Raw genomic sequence first — 20,282 nt, forward strand, 5'->3', positions numbered from 1 at the left:
TATGAAAACATACATACGATATTTATTGATAAGCCTGCCTGCTATATGCGGACTATTCAGTTCGTGTACAGATGATATGCAGTCCGGCATCTCCGCAGAAGGAAAAGGTAAAGTCACGCTGACCTATTCTATCAGCGGCATCACGCCGTCGCGTGCAGAAGCAGGTGTGAATGATGACTATTGGAATGAAAACCAAATCAACCGATTGGATTTGTTTATCTTCCCAGCTGGTGGAGGTAATGTCATACATCAAGAATCAACACCTGATGTTACAGATGGTCAAGACGGGAGTGTCCATACTTGGGTATTTGCCATGAATGACCTTTCGCCTGAAAACATAGCAGAAGGTGATCAGATTTATTTGATTGCGAATTGTCCAAGCGTAGCATCTGTTACCACATTGCAAGGTTTGCAAGAGGCATACGTGCAAAGTTTGACTTGTAACGCCAAGCAAACTTCTTTCTTAATGGACGGAAAAGGAACGCTGACACGAAGTGGCAATGATGCTACGATTCAGGTTGAACTGAAACGTGCTTTAGCCAAAATCCGCTTGACCGTAACCAATACGTATAATAATGAGGCTTCTTACGAATACCAATTCGTTAACTATGCACCAAACTCTGCCGTATTGGAAGAGGGAGAAACTGCTTTCTTGGTTTCGAATAACGCCATATTGCAAAGCACGACCAGTTCGGCGGAAGATGAAATGATTCCGGTGGACGGAGCGCAAAACATTTATGACGGTAAACTCATACTGTACTCTTACGCCAACAATTGGTATGAACCGCATCCGATGGGGGAGAATGATGATATCAATGACAACATGGTGCAGGTAGGTGATGATCAGGATAACCTCTATACGGAAGCTCCGATAGATCCGGACAAACAAACCTACATCCTGCTGAAGGCTCCTTTCAACGGAAAAGATTGGTACTACAAAGTCCCCGTCAATTATCAGTTGCCCGAAGACAACGACGCCATCACTCCGGATGAAAGCTACAAAGACCTTTACCGATTGCAACGCAATTACATTTACGACATAGCGGTAACGATAGACCGTGAAGGCGGTTCGCGCATAGATCCGGGAACACTGGTTAACTTGACTTATTCGATTATGCCATGGGATGGAGAAGAGATAACGGTAGATTATACCGATAATTTGAGTTATACCAGTGCCGGTTGGACACCGGAATCAATACTGGAAATAATGGAAGATGGCTTGACCGTACATGTTAATCCCGATGAAAATGCTGAACTGAAGTTTACCATTAATACGCCAAGCGGAGCTACATGGCGTGCGCAGCTGATAGGAGAAGATGTCAATTACTTCGAGTTCGTAGGTGAAAACTCTGGTACGGCTTATAGTAACGGACAGCCTGTTGAACAGACGCTTCAAATACGTTGCACTGACCCCGAATCGGAAGATACACATAGCGTGACTTTGCGGGTATTTGCGGATATTGGCGGAAAGACTTATGAACTTGATTTGACTGACCCGAATCCAAGTATGACTCCGGGACAGACAGACGAAATCAATCGTTTTACAATTCTTCAAAGTAGATAATTATGAAACGTAGAATATTATATCCTATATATATGCTGGCATTGCTTTTGGTATTAGGGTCATGTCAGGATGAAGACTGGAAAGGAGAGCAAGCAACGGACGGCGATTGCCTGACATTGAGCGTAAGTACCATGGCGGCTTCACGTGCCGAGGTTGTGGGTGAAGACCGTTTCAATGAAAACACCATTACACGTGCTGATGTGTACTTCTTTTCTTCTGATGCAGAGCAAAATGAAAGCCGGACTTGTCTTTATGCCCATTTGAGTGTGCCGGTAAGCAATAATACACTTCAAGTACAACTTGACAAGGATATTATTACGGATGGAAACTCCTATTATATATATGTAGTGGCAAACTACGATTTGTTGAACGGAACTTCTGCTGCAAATAAGACTTTGGCAGATTTAAAAGAAACTGTGCTTACAACGAACTGGAAAGATGGTTATAGCGGAAATACAGGTCCGGAACCTTCTTTGGTAATGGACGGAGCAACAACGGTTACCATTTCTCCGGAAGGTACATCGGGACATGTAGACTTAAAGCGTGCTATGGCAAAAGTCATGCTTTTCCCTACTGCCGAAGATAAAATTACAGTAGGCGAAGGTGATGAACAGGTGACGTATCGTCCAGCACTTGACCGCATGAGGGTTACGATGGTATATGGTGTGAATAAGACAAATCTGGCTGGAACTTATCAAGTGCAAGCTAATAGCGATTATATTACCCGTATGTTGCGTGATTATCAGCAAATAGATGGAGAAAACGGTTACGAACAAACGGCTCCGTTCTATTCTTATCCCAACCCCGAAGAAACAACAGACCGCAAAGATACGTATTTGATTCTTTGTGTACCTTGGTATGTAGATGGTGAAGCTACTGAACAGGCTGTAAACTATTATTATCGTGTTCCCATTACAGGCGATGATTCTCCTGCTTTAATGGAGCGTAACAAGTATTACGAGGTTCATACGAGGATAGGTGTATTGGGTAGCTTGAATCCGCACGATGCGGTAACGGTATCATCAAACTTCATTATTCATGATTGGTTTAAAATGCGTATAGATGCAGCGATGAATAATTACCGCTATCTGGTATTGGATGAATATACTTCGGTAATGAATAATGTGGATGAATTGAGCATGCCGTATATTAGTAGTAGTCCAATATCAACGGAAGAAGGCTATAATCCTACTCCCGAAGGATATTATACTGAAATTACAGAAGTGAGTTTATGGAATTACCGACAAACGAATGCTCGTCATCAATATTATGCGGAAGAAGCAAAAAATAATTATACTGATGAAGATGGTAATAGGATGGAATATGTTGGTCAAATTCCTAATGATTATACGATTCGTGTGGAAGGTGATAATTTAGTATTTGGTCATCCATTGACAGACGACGATTATGTTGCTATCACCATTACGGTTACAGTATATAATGAGCAAGGAGTAGAGGCGGATAAATGGACGATAACACAATATCCTGCTATGTATATTGAAGGAGAATATAATCGAACAGGTTCTTCAAATCGATTTGTATATGGTGTAAATGGTGGAGGAAGAGATGGGCGTTCTGTAACTAATGATAGGGGAACGTCATTAGGTAATGTATACGATCCTGAAGCGAGTGGTGCGACAAATAGTAATTTAAATCAATATACAATTTATATTTCTTCTTTCGATATAGATGATGAATATGCTATTGGAGATCCAAGGAGTGAAATCATAGACAATCTTGATTATTTGGGAAATCAAGAAGATGTAAACGGTCGTAATTTAACATATTACTATCCATCTGTCCAAGAAAGCATTTCAGATATAAATACGAATGGATCAGTTGTTGCACCAGCATTTAAAATTGCTTCTTCATGGGGAGTAGTAGATGGAAATGGTATAACTTTTGATGCTGCAAAACAACGTTGTGCCTCTTATCAAGAGAATGGTTACCCCGCAGGTCGTTGGCGGGTGCCAACAGAAGGGGAAATAGAATACATTATTAGTCTTTCGAATGCTGATAAAATTCCTGATTTATTCAATGGTGACTATTTTGCATCGACAGGTAGATATTATGATAACGGTTATCAAAGTTCAAACCGTCCAGGCTTTTATTCTGATAATGGTAGTCATTCAGTCCGCTGTGTCTATGACGTATGGTATTGGGGTGATGAAAAAATCGAAAATCCCAATCGGTTTACGTGGGGAGATGAACCAAGGCAATAAACTTAATGTTATAAGCGTATGAAAAAGATATATTACTACATAAGCCTCCTGACGATTCTGCTGGTTACATCGTGCCAGCAGCAGGAGATTGTATCAGAGGCACCGGCATTAAAGTCGGGTGAATATCGGTTTACGGTCAATATCCCCGAACCAAGAATCGCTACACGAGCCATGGGGGATACACCGGCAACAGACTTGCCTTTGCATGTATTGGTATTCGATGAAAACGGTTTCTTCGTTGCCAACCAACTTGCTACGGTAAATAGTTTCGACGGAACAAAGGGTACATATACAGTGCAACTGCCTCCTTCCGATAGGGCACGTGTATTGCATTTTGTCTTGGGGGATGTAGAATTTGGCGATTATGTGCCTGATGATAGCGAAACAAGCATATTCAGCCAGTTAACCGTAACGAATGGTACAGATGCTTATTGGCAACGTATCACGGTAAATAACATACAAGACGGAATGACTTTGCCGGAAGTAACCTTGATACGTAATTTTGCAAAGATTGTGGTAAGCAAAGAATTAGAACAACTTGAAGTGTTGGGCTATGCGATTGTACGTGAAACTACGGAAGGTACAGTAGCTCCTTATGCAGGCACGGATGAAGCCTTGGGTACAAACGGCGGGTTTGCTACATTCAATTTGCCAGCGGAACAAGAAAGCACTGTATACGAACAATTCACTTCTCTCAATCCGGGATTTGGCGGAAACAATGCAGGAAGTGTAGATGAGACTGTTCCGCAGGAAGCTGATTTCACCAATACACCAAAGTACGTCTATGAACGCAATCAAGACGAAGCCTCTCGTCCGGCTTTCGTATTGGTGCGTGCACAATATAATGGCGGTGCTTATTACTATAAATTGGATTTGGTGGAAACAGACCCAAGTACGTACATTACTACGTATCTGAACCTGTATCGCAATTTCCAATATACCATCCGTATTACCAGCGTAAGCGGTGTAGGATATGATACGCCTCAAGAAGCCATTGATGCAGTGGCATCGAATAATATTGGTGCATCGGTGGAAGTCAGCGAAGTAAATACCATTCAAGACGGAAAGAATGAACTTTATGTAAGTGAGACTGATTTGCTGGTAGTGACTTCGGATGAAGTAACCATTGATTATGAATATCGGGAAGGAATAGACGAAGGTGAAGGAACTCTTGCGAATGACAAGGTGAAAATCTTTGCCGTAGGTGGAAGCGGAGAAGATGGGCTTAATCCGAATGCCGTAGCAAGTTTTACATATAGCGATGGTGTATTGAGTATAACGCCGCCTGCATCACTTCCGGCTTTGATGGAAGAACAAGAGTTTATTGTCACCACCCCATCGGGCTTGTCTCGTCGCATTTTGTTGCGTGTACATGAACCGTTCCGGTTTAGAGTGGTGGATTGTACTGATAACATACCTCGGGTAACAGGTTCGGATGTGGCTCTTACAATAGGTCTCCCGGAAAATATGCCGACTTCTGCTTTCCCATTGACATTAGATATCGAGCCGGAACGGAAATCTATTTATCCGGATGTAACAAGGAACCGCATTCCTGTGGAATCAGAAGGAAACCAGACATTCTCCTATCAGGCAACGATATCGTATAACGAATACCGTACACAGAATGGAACTTTCACGTTCTATTTCAAGACAAATATGGCATCCAGTGCCACCCAGATAACCGTAACGAATCCATATTTCTTGAATGAGAACAATACGGCGCGTTTTGTTAATGAAGGAGATATGCATTATAGTTTCATTAACGTAAGGTTAGCATCGGAAGGGAATGGTGATTTTAGTACAGTAGACGACCTTTTTACTTTCAATACGTATAAAACGGGAGCGAAAAAGATAACGCTTTCCTTTACGTTGCATGAGCAAGGAGATGGATATACATCCGATGGTTCTACTCATCCGGTAGTGGAAATCTATGGCAACTTTATGAATTGGGCAAAAGCGGAACCTTCGACAGGTACATTCGAAGTAGATCCGGATGGTGACGGTATTCACTATACGCCGGGTGATCCGTATGGTGTTCAATCGATTACCTTTACCATAACCGAAGATTTGGCTACAGGGCGTTTCCAATTGGAATCGTATGACCATGGAACTGCTATAGTAGAATATACAACTCCGCCTTGTACGGTAAGGTTCCAGTATGTTCATGGCAATTATATACCTCAAACAGATTATGTACCAAGCAATGCCACGATTTCACTTTACAGCGACCGTGACTATCAGAATCATGTAGCAGATTACACCGTAGGCAATAACGGCGAAATAACTATCCGTTCGTTTGTAGGTTTTGAACTTACCTCTACACTGTATTTCAGGTATAGTACAGGTAGTGGTTATCGGGCCACCAATTATGATGGTGAAGCTACGGTTCAAAGTTTGATAAGCAGTCCTCAGACTATAACATTGAAAGAAGGATATTAACACATTTTTATATCTCTATCAAAACCGTGGGGAAGCGTCCCCACACACATTTTACTTAAATTAGTAAATCTAAGGAACCGGTTCGCAGGGATGCGCGCCGGTTTTTGATTTATGCAAATCAGGTGTTAAACGTCGTTATGTTTCACAGAAGTTATCACTTCGTTTAGGAGTTATACTTCACGCGGTATTTATTTGTGCATTTTAATGGAACACAGACAACACGGAAAGACACAGATTTTATTTTAATGTGCCAATGAATAATAGGGCAATGTGCTAATTTATTTTCACATCAGCATATTGATTATTGACCTGTTCTTCTGTGTATTCTTGTGTAGTCTGTGTTCTATGATAGCATCACAAGAATCCGTTGTCAACTTCCGATTCGCATAATCAGCTGGTAAAAAACAGGGAACGGGGGTAAACAAAATAATGCTCTTGCGTTATATTTAAAAAACAACAATATACCGAATGCCATGAAACAGCTATATATCATCCTCCTTGCTTGCCTGCTTGTCGGATGCCAGGAAGAACAACTTATGGACAACTCACTTATAACAGTCTCCATCCAAGGAAACCAATTGGAAGGGATGACTCGGAACAATGAAGGAAAAAATATCTTCACCGCAGGCGACAATGCCTCCCTTTTCAGTCAAGGAGGAATAAACGCCAACAATATCGCCCTGACTTATCAAGATGGGGAATGGCATCCTGAGACTCCATTGTACTGGGATAAAAGTGGAAACGAAGCATCGGTTGTCGTCTACTATCCGGCATTCGCATCAACCCAACAAGAACTTTACGATAAGGAAGGAAATCTGAAAGACATCTTATATGCAGCTCAAGAAACGCCCTACGGCAAACCAGTTGAACTGCAATTCGAACATCTCTTTGCCAAAATCACTTTTGAGACAGATGAATCAATCCATACACAGATGCAAAACATCCGTTTTACCCCATCCGTCCGACTGGCAAGCATAGAGCCTCACACCCGAACATTCACATTTGCAGAAACTCCGGCACCTACCGTTTCTTTCGAAAAACGAACTGACCGTATATATACACTTTTCATACCTCCTGCCGACAATGTTTCTGTCGACATCAGGCTTGTCACCTCCGAAGGTGAACTACAACTCACCACTCCAACACAATCTTTTATTTCGGGACACCAATATACCTACCGGCTTATTTCCAAAGAAAAAGAAACCGGCATCTACACCGCAGAAGAATTTATCGCATTCTCCCATCTGATAAACGGGATGGAATACGAAGGCTACACGCTGGACGATTTCGGACATGAAGTAGATGGCGTCATGACCTATTTCCTTTGTGCAGACATTGCGTTTACAGAAGAGCAAAGTGAGCAAGTGCAGCCGATAGGATATGATAGGACTATAACAGGTGATAGAGAAGATTGTCCATTTATTAATTGTTTTGATGGGCAAGGACACACGCTTTCGTATTTGCAAATTCTTACACCGGAAGGCACTATTTATCAAGGGTTATTCGGATACATTGGTCCGCAAGGAATAGTAAAAAACTTGACTTTAGAAAACTGTTCCTATACCAATCCAATGATTTCTGATAAATCCTATTATGAAGGAATAATTGTTGGGAAAAATGAAGGGATTGTTACTGGATGTCATGTAAAGTCATGTAGTATCAAGGACTGGACATTGGGCTACGCTGGAGGATTAGTAAGTGAAAATCATGGCATTATTGCCAACTGCTCATCATATAATGTCAATTTTGAGGGAACATTATATAGTGCAGGGGGATTATGTAACTATAATTATTCCCAAATACTCAATAGCTATGTATACGCGTGTCATTTTAACAAAGCATCGCAAACTGGAGGAATTTTTCATCGTAGTGGAAATGACGAAAACTGCCTTCTTAATTGTTATGCAGGGGATTTAATGTATGTGGGCAATACGGAATTTGGTTATTTTAGTCATAGAGTTGCAACAACAAAAACGATATTTCAATATTGTTATTACCCGGTAACATGCACCTCCGATCCTGTTTACAAGAATTTCACCAACATCAAAGACAAAAGCACCATCTATACTTACGATACTGATTTCACCGTTACCGATACGGGCGAAACCCTTTTGGATGCCTTGAATGCCTGGGTAGACAAGCAGCAAGGCGAGTATAACGGACTTCCCCTTTTGCATTGGGAAGCAGGAGATGAAGGTGTTCCAGCCAAGTTGGCAGGCCTTTAAAAGTCTGTTTTGAGTTTTGTGTGATGATGTAGGATGAGTTTTTAAGAACTACTCCCAATAACCAGTGAGGCAGAATCAGCAAACAAACCCCAAAACTCAAAAACTTAAAACGCATGAACTCATCCCCATTATAGTTTTTTATCAGCCCAAAAGACTACATCTGTGCAAAATGTTGTAATTTTGCGCCCAAACTCAAGAGTCTATGGAAAAAAATAAAAAATTAGTTGGAGCGATTATTCTATTGATTGTCATTGTTGCAGGCGTTTCTTTCCTTGCCGTGAACGAATACCGGAAAAATAAGGAAATGGCCGAAGTGTTTGCCGTAGAAAAACAAGAAATGGAAAATGAATATAGCGCGTTTGCTACACAATACGATGAACTTCAGGTGCAGATCAACAACGATTCGCTTCGTGAAAAACTGGAAAGTGAAAAGTTGAAGACCCAACGGTTATTGGAAGAACTGCGGCAGGTGAAGACAACCAATGCTGCTGAAATATTGCGGTTGAAGAAAGAATTGAAAACCGTACGTGCCGTGCTACGTACCTACGTGATCCAAATTGACTCGCTCAACCGGCTCAACGCTGCACTGATGGAAGAAAATCAGGAAGTGAAAAGCAAATACTCAGCTGCCACAGCGCAAATCAATACCCTCTCGCAAGAAAAGAAAAACCTGAACGAAAAGGTATCGCTAGCAGCCCAACTGGATGCCACCAACATCTCTGCACTACCGATGAATAAACGTGGCAAGAAAGCACGAAAGGTAAAAGACGTGAAAAAAATTGCTATCTCGTTCACCATCGTAAAGAACATCACTGCCGAAACGGGCAACAAAACAATCTACATCCGCATTGCCAAGCCCGACAATGACATCCTCTCGAAAGGCAATACCACCTTTGCCTACGAAGACCGTGAAATTACTTACTCCATTAAAAAGTATATTGAATATACCGGAGAAGAACAAAGCGTTACCGTCTATTGGGACGTGGAAGAATACCTTCCTGCAGGTACCTATACGGTCTATATCTTTGCCGATGGCAATATGATCGGACAAAACTCGTTTACCATGAAATAAAAGCCTGCATCATGAAAAGAAGCCTATTCCACATCCATGCGCTATGCATGCTTGCATCTGCCTTATTCCTTGCATCGTGCGGACAAGACCGCTCGGGGGAATATTATGCCCTTATCGGACCAAAAACGTGGATGTACGAAACCATGCAACAACATTACCTGTTTTACGAAGACCTTCCCACCGAAGAAGGACTGAACTTCTTCGATAAGCCCGAAACATTTCTCCAGTCGGTTGTTTCTTCACAGGACCAGAAAAATGGAAGCGTGTTTTCCCACATTGATTCGGTAAATGTTTCACGTGTACAAAGTGCTTACCCCACTTTCGGATTGGAAGGCTCATTGATACGCAATACCAACGGTGACTATGTAGTACATATATTATATGTGTATCCTGATTCTCCAGCTTCTGAAGTGGGACTGAAACGCAACGACTGGGTGGTAAGCGTGAACGACCGGGCTTTGAATACAAGTAACTTCGAATCTTTCTTCCAGCGTCCCAGCAGCTCCTGCCGCTACCGGGTAGCTACAGAAGTAGATGGACAGCCGGATACATCCTACGTTGACATGCCTGCTCCCCGAATCATCGAACAACCCAGCGTATTTACCTATAAGACCATAACCGCTGGAAGCAAAAAAGCTTTTTATATCCTCTACAATGGATTTGAAACGGACGACGAAGAATCACTGAAAGCAGCCTTCAACGAAGCTGCCGCCCAGTCACCATCCGACATCATCCTCGACCTTCGCTACAATCCGGGTGGCTATGTATCCACCGCCCAATTGCTTAGTACCATCCTTGCCCCACAAGGTGCAATGGGACAACCGTGGCTTACAATGGTATTTAATGACAAGACTGATCCTCAGACACAGACCTATACTTTTGATGCCAGTCTGCTGCAAGGGGTAACCAATCTGAATTATGACCACCTGTACGTCATCACCACCTCTAATACAGCCTCGGCATCCGAAATTGTTATCAATACCTTGCGCCCATATTTAGGTGATAAGCTATTACAAGTAGGTGCTGCCACCTTTGGAAAAAATGTGGCACAGAGCTTGTTTACCAATGAAGCTTACCCACAACTGGAATTCTGGTTAACCACCTCATATACAGCTAACTCGGAAAACTTTTACGATTATTATACTGATGGGCTGCAACCTGATTATGTTTCATCTGAAGACTTAACTGCCAATTTAGGAGAGTTCGGCACACCAGCCGACAGTATTTTGGCTCCGGTATTTTATCATTTGGAACACGGCACGTTTCCCTCGACTGGAACAGAAGAAAGTACCCGTTCAACAGGAAGCAAAATTATTTATAACCCTATAGACCACAAGCCAAAGCGAAGCCAAATGTCAATAAAATGAATGTTGACATTTATCAGCATGTTCTCATGAAAACGCAATAGGACAGGCTTTGCCAAATAAATCGCCCAAAGCACACACGAAACGAACACATCAAGACAAGAAAAACTTTTTGGAGAAATTCAAAACAGTTTCTCTTGGCTTTATGCTATTTTGCTAGCACATTTTACAAACATAGGAACTAAAAATTCACCGCAAAACAATGCCTGTTATTTTCATACCAGTAGTTCACTTTCCATCCATGGTATTCGCAAACCGCTTTCACTATCGCCAGTCCTAATCCATTACCTTTTGTTTTTTCTGACGGGCGGTAGAAGCGATTGAATACCTGCCGGGCGTCCAATTCCGGCTCATCGGAAGTGTTCGATACGATAAGCTGCCTGCCGGTCAGAACAAGAGTGATGTCCCCATTCGGACGGTTATGGCGGACAGCATTCACCACAAGATTATTCACGAGACTTTCCAGAAGGGTGCGGTTGGCACGTATCATCAGCGAAGTCTGGAAATCTTTGCGGAGAACGATGTTTCCCATAAGGCATTCCAATGAAGGCAGCAGTCTGTCGAAAAAATCGCCCAAACTGATGGTTTCCATCTGTTCGTACTGGCGGTTGTCTATCTTGGCAAGCAGCAACACCGCGATACACATTCTTGACGCAATCCCTTACGCCCGCCTCCGCCAGCTTTGCCTTCAGGTTCTTGATGTGCGTGTAGACGAAGTCGTGATTGTCCAGCATATCCGCCATGTCGCCGCTGGGATACTCTGCCATCCCTGCCTTCGACACCGCCTTGCCCACGTTACCGATGAAGGGCCGACAGTTCCCTTTCGTCTTCGATTATCAGCAGTTTCATTGCGTTTGATGAATAAACATGGAAGCAAAGGTAATAAGGAAATTTGAAGATATATTGAAGAAGAATCGAATTTTTCACTATATTTACCCACAAAACTACTTATACTGAAAAAGATATGGATACTCAGACATTCATCAGCAAATACCGCCAGGCTTTTGGTGAAACGGCGGAACTTCCGCTTCTGTTCTATTATGATAACGAACCAGTGGCAGATACAGATAAGATAAACGGTTGTCTCTTTAAGGGAATGGATGCCGCGAGAAAAGGGAAAGGGCTTAGCCTGAATGCCGAAACCATCGGTTGTGGCGGAGGCAAGCTCTATACCGCCTTTGCGCCGATGCCTGAGCATGTGCCCGGCTTTGTGTCACATAAAGAACGCTACAAGGCTTCTCCGGAAGATGTGATAACGTGCATTGAACGGCTTGATATACGGCCGGCTGCTAAAAAGTATCTCAATTTCATACGGATTGACTGCGTAGAGAGTTTTGAACCCATGGAAGGGATTTTGTTTTTTGCTACTCCCGACATGCTGTCAGGACTGGCAACTTGGGCATTCTTCGACAATAACGCCGATGATGCTGTCTCCTGCATTTTCGGCTCAGGCTGTTCATCAGTTGTAGCCCAAGCCGTAAAAGAAAACAGAACAGGCGGCCGTCGTACGTTTATAGGTCTGCTCGACCCTTCCGTGCGCCCTTATGTAGAAAGCAATGTGCTGAGTTTTGTGATTCCGGCAAGCCGTTTTAAAGAGATGTATCAGACAATGGACCGTTGTTGCCTCTTCCATACGAATGCATGGAGTAAGGTAAAAGAACGGATAACCAACAGCATCTGACCTGCGCTTACTTGATTAACATGATGATACTTCCGCCCGTAATCAGCAGCGCGCCCGCCACCACCCGCAGGCTGACCGGTTCCTTCAGAAACAGGAACGACAGGCAGATGGTGATGACGACGCTCAGCTTGTCTATCGGCGCCACGCGCGACACGTCGCCCGTCTGCAACGCCTTGAAGTAGAAAAGCCACGACAGCCCCGTCGCCACCCCGCTCAGCACGAGGAAGAGCCAGGCATGACGCGGTATCTCCCTTATCTCGCCCACGTGCTGTCCGAAGAGCACGATGCCCCACGTCAGCAGCAGGATGACGGTGGTGCGGATAGCCGTAGCCAAGTCCGAATTGATGTCCTTCACGCCCACCTTGGCGAAGATGGCGGTCAGCGCGGCAAAGAGGGCGGACAGCAGTGCATAGTATTTCCACATAATCGCTTTCCTGTTTTTAAATCGGTTGCAAAGTTATTGTATCTGCGCAAAGGTAGGAGCGGATTTTGTAGGAATTTTGAAGAAAGAAGGAAAGCCTGTAACAAATCCCATTGTATAGGGTTCGGAATTCCCTAATATCCGTATATTTTCGTTTCATTGCTCCATATCCTCACTGCCCTTTTAACTAAATTCTTAACGATGAGGATATGAAAAAGACGTATGGCAAAGAAATATATCCTGCCTAAGCCGTTATTATAATTGACCAATGTCGCAATGCTGATATTCTGCGCATTTCCTGACGGGGATTCACATTCCAACACAACATAAAAGTCAAGATGCTTGTCTCGTTTACCGATAACCAGCCCTGTTTCATTTTCTTCAATTATCATATCCGCAAACCCGCCTCCAGTTTTAAGCCCTAATGGCTTCACTAACATGTCCCTGAATTTCAATAAATATTGTGCAGGCTTCGGATATTGAACAAATATAAGATCGAACAAGTCTCTTGGCTTCATCCGCTCTTTTCCAATCAATGTTTGGCGGAAACAATCTTCGTAATTCGCAGGACGGTATTTGTCAATCAGTTTATCCATATTCTTAAATGTTTGTAGAATTATGGAGTTCAAGAGAGTTTCCCATTCTTTAGTTCGTCTTCTAAAAAGGAAAAGACATACCGCGGACTTTGGAAATAGAGTCGTGTACGTTCATCTGTTATCTTCTGATAAGTATCCGAATTGAATACCTGGGATAATGCCTGCTCCATGCTCAGCTCGTTATTCTGTTCCAGCAACAACACGGCAAGATTCTTCACCATGTCGGCCATCATTTCTGTCTTTTCGTTCATATTCGTCGTAATGATTTGATGGCACGTTCCGTGCCGAAAAAATATTGTATCGTTATTCCTTTCATATATTGCAGATTGCGCACCAGTGTGGGCAAGTCAATGAAACGATTCTCATATTTCCATAGCTGCACGCCTACCCGGTCGTTGGCAATAGGGCCAATCACCACGTCGTAGTCGTGTGCAGGCAATCGGACAGGGTTGTTACGGTTCAATAGAATAAACTTTGCCCATTCTTCCGAATAGTTCTCAAAGCGGAGTATGCGCAAGTCTTTCCATGCGGCATCATCTATTTCGTAGGTCTGTACGATAGGGGTTCCCGTTTCCAACTGTTCCACTTTGACTTGAGCCATATTCCACGCCTGCTCGTAATCGGCAGACAGATAAAAACCGCACCCGAAATCTTTGTTTGGCTTGGATTTCGACAAGTCCACGCGGTCGAAGTCCCGGTTGGTTCCGTGATAGAGCTTCATAGTAACGCCCCTCCACGGCGATGGCAATATTCTGCAACGTCGTCCACCATTGAGGCAAACGACTGCGTATGAGCGTACCCGTAATGACGGTCGATGAACTCAATCCCTTTGAAGCGACTCAGATAATTGAATGCCTGTTTCATTGTCAACCCATATTTGCGCCCGAACTCCAGCACGAATATAACCGTCCATTCCACTTTGTCTTTGATGTCATCTTTCATTTTCCTTTTACTTAAATGATTCAATCAGCACAAAAGTAATGAATTTGCGCAAGAATCAAGCAAGCAGACACTGCATTTATAATTGATAATGGTTGTTTTTACCTATATATCCCCCGCATCAGCACCAGAATGAGACCTCAAACAAACAGAAGAACCACCGATACCGTCGTCACGTGGCGAAGAAAAGCCTCTGTCGGTTTCCGCTCCCGGCAGAGGCTTTTAGAACTTTCAGATTATCGTCCGTCATCAAAGTTCGCCCGGCTTCTCGTCCTCCTTCTTCGCACGAGTGGCACGCGCTTTCGAGATGGCTTTCTGACGCTCAATCATCGCGTTCACATGGTCGATAAACGTAGCGTATTCCGCATCACCGTTTATCATCGCCAGGGCGTTCACCGTATCAACCAGCGAGCGGTAGGCAGCTTCGGCGGCAGTGCGGGTCTCCTTCACGATGCCCACCTGACGGGCTGCATCGGCTTCCGTGCGCTCGGCGGCTGCGGCAAGGAATTGTTCTTCTTTATATTTCAGGTCTTCCACCCAGACAGAAAAGTTGATTTCAGCGATGGGCAGTGCCTCAAGGTCTTGCAGGAGGTTGTGCAGCACGCCGCTTTCCTCGGTTTGCGCCAGCTTCGTGGGATCGCCGTATTTGTCGAACACCGCCTTGCATTGTTCCGCGATGGCACGGAGGTCGGCATCGGGATAGGCGCACATGGCTGCCACGTAGTTGTTCGCGCCACGCCACGCGGCATCGCGTGCATCGTCTGCTGCGGTCGCCGTGGCGGTGGCAGGATTGGTGGCAGATGCTTTCAGCGCATCGTCGAAAGCGTCTACATTGGTTGTAAAGGTGGTTATTGCAGCGGTAAGGGCGGCAGCCGGTTCCTCGCCCGGCAGGTTCGCCGTTTCCGTTTCAACTTGTTTCAGATAACCGAACGATTCTTCGGTGCGGAGACGGGCAATATTCAATGCTGATAATTGTTTCATACGCTTCAATTTTAAGGATGATACGAAAATTTTACGTTGACAAATATAGTCTTTTTCCTTCGTCGGGGCAAATTATATGCGGAAAACCAGTCGGCAGTGCCAATCCTATAGGATTTGTGCCGTCGACTCAGTCGACAGGGTTTCTCCGTCCCGATTTGTGCCGTCGACTGAATCGACGATGCTTCTCCGCGCCGATTGGCGTTGTCGATTGAATCGACAGGGCTTTTCCTGACGGATTGATGCTGTCGACCGGGTCGACGGCGGTTATCGGGGCGGAGCGGCTTTGTCGACTGAAATATAGTCAAAAAGAAATGGTTTGCGAATTAGACAAACGGAATTTAAGAGTCAGAAGTGACTCCAACTCTTCTTTATAGTTTCCGATATTGTCGAAGAAATCCTTAACGGCCTGCCTGAATTTCTCTTTTGTCCTGTAGAAACCGGTATTGATGACCTTCTTGCGGAGGAATTTCCAAAGCCTCTCAATCAGATTGAGGTTCGGCGAGTAGGGCGGCAGGAATATCTGCCTGATTTTTGTCCCGTCCACCCATTCCTTGAGCTTTTTGTTGTGATAATAACGGGCATTGTCGGAAATGATATAGATGAACGGGGCCTCCGGATGCCTGTCCAAGGCCGCCTGATAAACTTCTTTTGTGGATTCGGCATTGACGCTTTCGCAATCATGGGCTATCACGTCCGTCACGTCATGCGCGTTAAGCAACCCGTTGATGTTCACCCTGTCACGACCGCTGACGGTCGGTTGTTCCAACTTTTCGCCTTTCTCTATCCACGCATAAGTGGAACGGCTGTTGTGGGTCGGATGAACACCGTCGGCATAATAAACCACGGCATCTTCCGGCATACCGGAAAGGATTTCGGAAAGTTCTCCGACAAAGGCTGCCTGCTTGGAGGCATCAGCCTCGCAAGGGACTTCCGATGTCTTCTTATAGGTGAAACCAATGCGGTTCAGCAGGTCTACAACCCCCTGGGGCGTGTACTCCACGCCGAATGTGGACTTTATCCACTCTGCCACACTCTTGGCATCCGTATAGATATGCTCACGAAGTTCCTTGCGCAAGGCGGACAACTGTCTGCTGTCAAGAAGCCCCCAATAACCTTTGTGGCGGTTTTCCAGAAGTTCATCGGCACCGCCGTGCAAATAAGCGGAACGGTAACGGTATACGGTGGAAACGTCTATTCCAAGGCATGAAGCCACGAAGGAAGGAGAATTGCCCATGCCCAACATCAGAATGCAAGTCACACGGGCATAGTCGGAACTTCCGGCTAGATTCCGTTGAAGTTTACGTAAATTTTCTATTTCTGATGTCGACAACTGCATTTCCATGCCGTAAAGATACAACTTTTAAACGAATTATTCGCATTTCACTTACTTTTGACTATAATTTATCTCACTTTCAGATAGAGGTCTTTGTTCGGCTTGCCATGCTCATTGAGAGAATAATACAGAACGAAATTGCAACGGTGCATAAATTCGGCTCCTATATAGTTGGCATCCACCACGCGACTGTTCACTACCTCACAAGAATCAACCCGTGTTCCGGCAACCGTGACGGGAATCTTGAAAACAGTGAGCGTATCGGTCAATTTCCCTCCGTGCTGTTTGATTTTTTCTTCGTAAGGAAAGTGCGTTTTCAGCCGGTCTGCAAGTGCGTTGTTTATCTCCAATACTCCTGTATAACCCAAATCGAGCGTAAAGCGTACTTCTTCATTCAATCCATTCATATAAACCGGAATGGAATCCTCGCGCAATCCTTGAGGGAGATAGGTCATTCCTGCGGTCTCCTTTGCCAGCAGGTCTTTGTTATTGGAATGGAAAAGCGTCATCGTGCCCGCTTCCGTGTCGAATTTCCACGTGCCAATAGCCAACATTTCCGTTCCGAACACGCCTTCATCTATCACATCATATATCACGTTATCTTTGCGAATGCCGTTGAACATCGGTTCTTGGATGCTTGCCTCACCAAAAGAGATAGAAGTGAATGTGTACAATTCCGGAGAATTTTTCTCTTGATACGCATTGGTGCTTTTAATCGGTAGGTTCCCCCAGTATTCACCGCCATAGGCTTGGATGGAATCTTCACGCATAAGGCTTGTCGCTTGCGTGTCGATACGGAGCGGAACTTTGTGCGTGCCGTTGAGGGTACAATCAATCAGAAACCAACCCTCTTTGCTGTACTGAATCGGATATTGATAGCACGCGTTTTCCGGCAGGGCTGAACGGTATGCAAGCGTATGCGAACTATAACGGATGAAAGGATAAGCAAACCAAGCGGCTCCGGCAGCAATCAAGACTATCACTATCGCTGCGATAATCAAATTACGTTTTGTCTTTTTCTTCATTTCATTTTCTGTTAAATGTTAGTTTTCGGGTGGCGAAGATAACGAAAAGTAAGGAAAGGAGCAAACACAAAGCCCCACCATTCACCGGTAAATCCTCCGCATCAGCGCCGGAAGCACTACCAGCAGCAGGGGCAGACCCGCCACGAAGAGGATGGGCTTGGCGTAGAGTTGATGAATCGAAAGAGTTGCTTTCATATCCAAGTTGTGTTTAGTGGTTCCAGTAATTGTAGGCGGCAATGACAAGCTGCCGGTTCGTACGCATCAGCAGGGCATCCCGTTCCGTCTGTATCTTATTGCGGAGCACGGTCAGGTAATCCAGCACGGACACCTGCCCGGCCTCCACCTCCCGCGCGTAATCGGACAGGACACGCTCATATCCGGCGAGTTGCTCCGTCAGAGCCTTTTCCCTCCGGTCATATTTCTCCAACTCCGACAGGCATTGGCGAAGCCTCATGCTGCGTTGGTATTCGGCATGATCCCGGTAGATGCGTATGCTTTGCTGCTGTAATTCCGCCTGACGCTCCTTCCAACGCTTTTGCCTGCCGTCGAAGAGCGTCCACGTAAATGTCAGTCCTGCGCTCCAGCCGAAATGCCTGTACCATTGCGAGAAACTGCCCGTCTGCATGCCTCCGTCCACAAACAGGTCCAGCCGCGGCTTGTACTGCAAGTTGAAAGAGCGCAGCGATGCCGCCGTGTTCAGGCTGTCCAGCCGGTACTGTTCCGTCACCGCGCGTTCCAGTTGGTTCTCTTCCAGGCGGATGTGGTTGCGGGCCATATCCATATTGATGCAGGATTGCTCTTGTGCCACTTTGTAAGACGAATGTCCCAAGAGCGGTTGTGTCCACGTGGCTCCGGCATGCAGGTGCCCGCTGCTCTCGCCCAAGTCGTAGCCGTAATAATCCGTGGCATCCTGTGCGTTCCATCGGAAAGAGGTTTGTCCCCCGTCTTTGGTCAGGACGGGTACGAACAGGTAATCCCCGTTCAGCTCCAGCCGTGAACGGGTGTACAGCGCCTTTAGCCGCCTGAGTTCCGCCTGCTCGATTTGCAGTTGGTGGCGGTAATCGTGGAGCAAGGGGCTGTAATTCCGTGCAGCTTCTGCATAATAAGACAAATCATGAGACATTTGCTGCCCTCCTGCCGTAAGGATACAAAAGGAAAAGACTAAAATAAAACATATCCGAATCATATTGATACCGTTTTTCCGGCAAAAATAGATACGGATGTTGTAGGAATCTTGAAGACATCCGGCAAATCCCCAAGAATAGTGAAGACAAATGCATCAAGGCATGAAAACTTTTTGAAGAAATTCACAACAGTTTTTTAAAATCTGAACCAATGCTTTGCCAATCAAATAAAAAGCATTACCTTTGCAGCCGCTAATACGAGTTATTAGTATAATTCAAATCATTTTATTATTTACTAAACTTTATATTTAAAGATGGCAACAAAAATCAGATTGCAAAGAAACGGACGCAAAGGATATGCGTTTTATTCAATTGTTATTGCAGACTCAAGAGCACCACGTGATGGTAGATTTATTGAAAAAGTTGGTACATACAACCCCAATACCAATCCTGCCACAGTAGATTTGAATTTCGACCGTGCATTGTATTGGGTAAAAGTAGGTGCACAACCTACAGACACTGTACGTAACATCTTGTCTCGCGAAGGTGTTTATATGATGAAACACTTGCAGGGTGGTGTTGCAAAAGGCGCATTCGATGAAGCTACAGCACAGGCTCGCTTCAGCGCTTGGAAAGAAAACAAACAAGCTAATTTGGCCGCAATAAAGGCTAAAGCAGAAGAAACCAAACAAGCAGCCGTTAAAGAACGTCTGGAAGCAGAAAAGAAAATCAATGAAGAAATTGCTAAGAAAGTAGCTGAAAAGAAAGCTGCTGAAGCTGCCGCTAAGGCAGAAGCTGAAGCTGCTACCGCAGAAGAAACTCCGGCTGAAGAAGCACCTGCTACCGAAGCTCCGGCTGAAGCATAAATTCGCTTTTTGACGTAATAAAAGCGAGGCTGTCGCAAAATAAAGAATGGCAATACTTCTTGCCATTCTTTATTTTTTTAATGGATGTCCACAAACAGCCAATGTAGGGGCGTATCGCATACGCCCGGATGCACCAACTTATCCACGCCGAAAGAGTTATTATGTTTCAGTTGAACCACGGATATAGGTGCAACGGTAAACGCAGATAGGCTCATCCGCTGTAAGATTAATAATCTTCAGGCTGCAAGATTATTAATCTTACAAGCGGAAGATTATTAATCTTACCAAACGAAGCTATCTGCGTTGAAGCAAGAAGATAATAACAGTTTCGCTAACCAATTTTGTTTACTACACTTAGAAGCTGTTTTGAATTTCTCCAAAAAGTTTTTCTTGGCTTGATGTATCTGTTTTCGTGTGTGCTTTGGGCGAT

Annotated in this window: 18 protein-coding genes; 8 read left to right on the top strand and 10 right to left on the bottom strand. The window is 44.6% G+C overall.

The window, feature by feature from the left end:
* The first annotated feature begins 1 nt into the window (after nt 1).
* The 6 genes from B5G04_RS10415 (at nt 2) to B5G04_RS10440 (ending at nt 10,889) form a co-directional block, all read left to right on the top strand.
* Nucleotides 2-1,564 carry a fimbrial protein gene (locus B5G04_RS10415; RefSeq protein ID WP_158100086.1) on the top strand — a complete coding sequence of 521 codons (1,563 nt, stop codon included), beginning with the start codon at nt 2-4 and terminating at the stop codon, nt 1,562-1,564.
* A gap of 2 nt (nt 1,565-1,566) precedes the next feature.
* Nucleotides 1,567-3,786, top strand: a complete 2,220-nt coding sequence (locus tag B5G04_RS10420) for a DUF1566 domain-containing protein (RefSeq protein WP_087397057.1) — start codon at nt 1,567-1,569, stop codon at nt 3,784-3,786.
* 18 nt (nt 3,787-3,804) lie between these two features.
* Complete coding sequence (locus tag B5G04_RS10425; protein ID WP_087397059.1) at nt 3,805-6,225, top strand: hypothetical protein; 2,421 nt, start codon at nt 3,805-3,807, stop codon at nt 6,223-6,225.
* Between the two features lie 473 nt (nt 6,226-6,698).
* Complete coding sequence (locus B5G04_RS10430; RefSeq protein ID WP_087397061.1) at nt 6,699-8,450, top strand: fimbrillin family protein; 1,752 nt, start codon at nt 6,699-6,701, stop codon at nt 8,448-8,450.
* 202 nt (nt 8,451-8,652) lie between these two features.
* Nucleotides 8,653-9,522 carry a hypothetical protein gene (locus tag B5G04_RS10435; protein WP_022039526.1) on the top strand — a complete coding sequence of 290 codons (870 nt, stop codon included), beginning with the start codon at nt 8,653-8,655 and terminating at the stop codon, nt 9,520-9,522.
* Nucleotides 9,523-9,533: 11 nt separating this feature from the next.
* The gene (locus B5G04_RS10440; RefSeq protein ID WP_087212701.1) at nt 9,534-10,889 is read left to right on the top strand and encodes a S41 family peptidase; all 1,356 of its coding nucleotides are present in this window, start codon (nt 9,534-9,536) and stop codon (nt 10,887-10,889) included.
* Nucleotides 10,890-11,067: 178 nt separating this feature from the next.
* On the opposite strand, the gene B5G04_RS10445 is transcribed toward B5G04_RS10440, so the two are convergent.
* Nucleotides 11,068-11,532, bottom strand: coding sequence for an ATP-binding protein (locus B5G04_RS10445; RefSeq protein ID WP_087397063.1), 465 nt, complete (start codon nt 11,530-11,532; stop codon nt 11,068-11,070).
* A gap of 318 nt (nt 11,533-11,850) precedes the next feature.
* Here B5G04_RS10445 and B5G04_RS10455 point away from each other — a divergent pair, with 318 nt between their 5' ends.
* Entirely contained in the window at nt 11,851-12,567 is a 717-nt protein-coding gene (locus tag B5G04_RS10455; RefSeq protein ID WP_087397065.1) for a DUF169 domain-containing protein, read from the top strand.
* A 7-nt stretch (nt 12,568-12,574) separates the two neighbouring features.
* Here B5G04_RS10455 and B5G04_RS10460 read toward each other — a convergent pair whose 3' ends face one another.
* The 9 genes from B5G04_RS10460 to B5G04_RS10500 form a co-directional block, all read right to left on the bottom strand.
* Complete coding sequence (locus B5G04_RS10460) at nt 12,575-12,991, bottom strand: EamA family transporter (protein ID WP_087249731.1); 417 nt, start codon at nt 12,989-12,991, stop codon at nt 12,575-12,577.
* Nucleotides 12,992-13,122: 131 nt separating this feature from the next.
* Nucleotides 13,123-13,584 (bottom strand): DUF2867 domain-containing protein, encoded by a 462-nt coding sequence (locus tag B5G04_RS10465; protein WP_143270456.1) that lies wholly within the window; start codon nt 13,582-13,584, stop codon nt 13,123-13,125.
* Between the two features lie 29 nt (nt 13,585-13,613).
* Nucleotides 13,614-13,835, bottom strand: a complete 222-nt coding sequence (locus B5G04_RS10470; protein ID WP_087397069.1) for a hypothetical protein — start codon at nt 13,833-13,835, stop codon at nt 13,614-13,616.
* Nucleotides 13,832-14,305, bottom strand: coding sequence for a DUF3990 domain-containing protein (locus B5G04_RS10475; RefSeq protein WP_087397071.1), 474 nt, complete (start codon nt 14,303-14,305; stop codon nt 13,832-13,834). Before B5G04_RS10475 ends, B5G04_RS10470 begins: the two co-directional genes overlap by 4 nt.
* Nucleotides 14,302-14,526: a DUF3791 domain-containing protein gene (locus B5G04_RS10480; protein WP_087397073.1), complete on the bottom strand. Its 225-nt coding sequence runs from the start codon at nt 14,524-14,526 to the stop codon at nt 14,302-14,304. Before B5G04_RS10480 ends, B5G04_RS10475 begins: the two co-directional genes overlap by 4 nt.
* Before the next feature lie 246 nt (nt 14,527-14,772).
* Nucleotides 14,773-15,504, bottom strand: coding sequence for a DUF6261 family protein (locus B5G04_RS10485; RefSeq protein ID WP_087397074.1), 732 nt, complete (start codon nt 15,502-15,504; stop codon nt 14,773-14,775).
* A gap of 301 nt (nt 15,505-15,805) precedes the next feature.
* Nucleotides 15,806-16,846: an IS630 family transposase gene (locus tag B5G04_RS10490; RefSeq protein ID WP_087213269.1), complete on the bottom strand. Its 1,041-nt coding sequence runs from the start codon at nt 16,844-16,846 to the stop codon at nt 15,806-15,808.
* A gap of 59 nt (nt 16,847-16,905) precedes the next feature.
* The gene (locus B5G04_RS10495) at nt 16,906-17,862 is read right to left on the bottom strand and encodes a hypothetical protein (protein ID WP_087397076.1); all 957 of its coding nucleotides are present in this window, start codon (nt 17,860-17,862) and stop codon (nt 16,906-16,908) included.
* A gap of 208 nt (nt 17,863-18,070) precedes the next feature.
* Nucleotides 18,071-19,048, bottom strand: a complete 978-nt coding sequence (locus B5G04_RS10500; RefSeq protein ID WP_087397078.1) for a TolC family protein — start codon at nt 19,046-19,048, stop codon at nt 18,071-18,073.
* A 252-nt stretch (nt 19,049-19,300) separates the two neighbouring features.
* On the opposite strand from B5G04_RS10500, the gene B5G04_RS10505 reads away from it, so the two are divergent.
* Complete coding sequence (locus B5G04_RS10505) at nt 19,301-19,852, top strand: 30S ribosomal protein S16 (protein ID WP_022039535.1); 552 nt, start codon at nt 19,301-19,303, stop codon at nt 19,850-19,852.
* Nucleotides 19,853-20,282: the final 430 nt, after the last annotated feature.

Origin of the sequence: Bacteroides sp. An51A (assembly GCF_002161565.1) — a bacterium.
Lineage (GTDB): Bacteria > Bacteroidota > Bacteroidia > Bacteroidales > Bacteroidaceae > Phocaeicola > Phocaeicola intestinalis.

What these genes read in the sequence shown, in the direction of transcription:
- B5G04_RS10455 (WP_087397065.1), top strand. Translation starts at nt 11,851, where the DNA reads ATGGATACTCAGACATTCATCAGCAAATACCGCCAGGCTTTTGGTGAA.
- B5G04_RS10465 (WP_143270456.1), bottom strand. Translation starts at nt 13,584, where the DNA reads ATGGATAAACTGATTGACAAATACCGTCCTGCGAATTACGAAGATTGT.
- B5G04_RS10445 (WP_087397063.1), bottom strand. Translation starts at nt 11,532, where the DNA reads ATGTGTATCGCGGTGTTGCTGCTTGCCAAGATAGACAACCGCCAGTAC.
- B5G04_RS10425 (WP_087397059.1), top strand. Translation starts at nt 3,805, where the DNA reads ATGAAAAAGATATATTACTACATAAGCCTCCTGACGATTCTGCTGGTT.
- B5G04_RS10495 (WP_087397076.1), bottom strand. Translation starts at nt 17,862, where the DNA reads ATGAAGAAAAAGACAAAACGTAATTTGATTATCGCAGCGATAGTGATA.
- B5G04_RS10475 (WP_087397071.1), bottom strand. Translation starts at nt 14,305, where the DNA reads ATGAAGCTCTATCACGGAACCAACCGGGACTTCGACCGCGTGGACTTG.
- B5G04_RS10460 (WP_087249731.1), bottom strand. Translation starts at nt 12,991, where the DNA reads ATGTGGAAATACTATGCACTGCTGTCCGCCCTCTTTGCCGCGCTGACC.
- B5G04_RS10435 (WP_022039526.1), top strand. Translation starts at nt 8,653, where the DNA reads ATGGAAAAAAATAAAAAATTAGTTGGAGCGATTATTCTATTGATTGTC.
- B5G04_RS10420 (WP_087397057.1), top strand. Translation starts at nt 1,567, where the DNA reads ATGAAACGTAGAATATTATATCCTATATATATGCTGGCATTGCTTTTG.
- B5G04_RS10490 (WP_087213269.1), bottom strand. Translation starts at nt 16,846, where the DNA reads ATGGAAATGCAGTTGTCGACATCAGAAATAGAAAATTTACGTAAACTT.
- B5G04_RS10430 (WP_087397061.1), top strand. Translation starts at nt 6,699, where the DNA reads ATGAAACAGCTATATATCATCCTCCTTGCTTGCCTGCTTGTCGGATGC.
- B5G04_RS10500 (WP_087397078.1), bottom strand. Translation starts at nt 19,048, where the DNA reads ATGATTCGGATATGTTTTATTTTAGTCTTTTCCTTTTGTATCCTTACG.
- B5G04_RS10470 (WP_087397069.1), bottom strand. Translation starts at nt 13,835, where the DNA reads ATGAACGAAAAGACAGAAATGATGGCCGACATGGTGAAGAATCTTGCC.
- B5G04_RS10485 (WP_087397074.1), bottom strand. Translation starts at nt 15,504, where the DNA reads ATGAAACAATTATCAGCATTGAATATTGCCCGTCTCCGCACCGAAGAA.
- B5G04_RS10440 (WP_087212701.1), top strand. Translation starts at nt 9,534, where the DNA reads ATGAAAAGAAGCCTATTCCACATCCATGCGCTATGCATGCTTGCATCT.
- B5G04_RS10480 (WP_087397073.1), bottom strand. Translation starts at nt 14,526, where the DNA reads ATGAAAGATGACATCAAAGACAAAGTGGAATGGACGGTTATATTCGTG.
- B5G04_RS10415 (WP_158100086.1), top strand. Translation starts at nt 2, where the DNA reads ATGAAAACATACATACGATATTTATTGATAAGCCTGCCTGCTATATGC.
- B5G04_RS10505 (WP_022039535.1), top strand. Translation starts at nt 19,301, where the DNA reads ATGGCAACAAAAATCAGATTGCAAAGAAACGGACGCAAAGGATATGCG.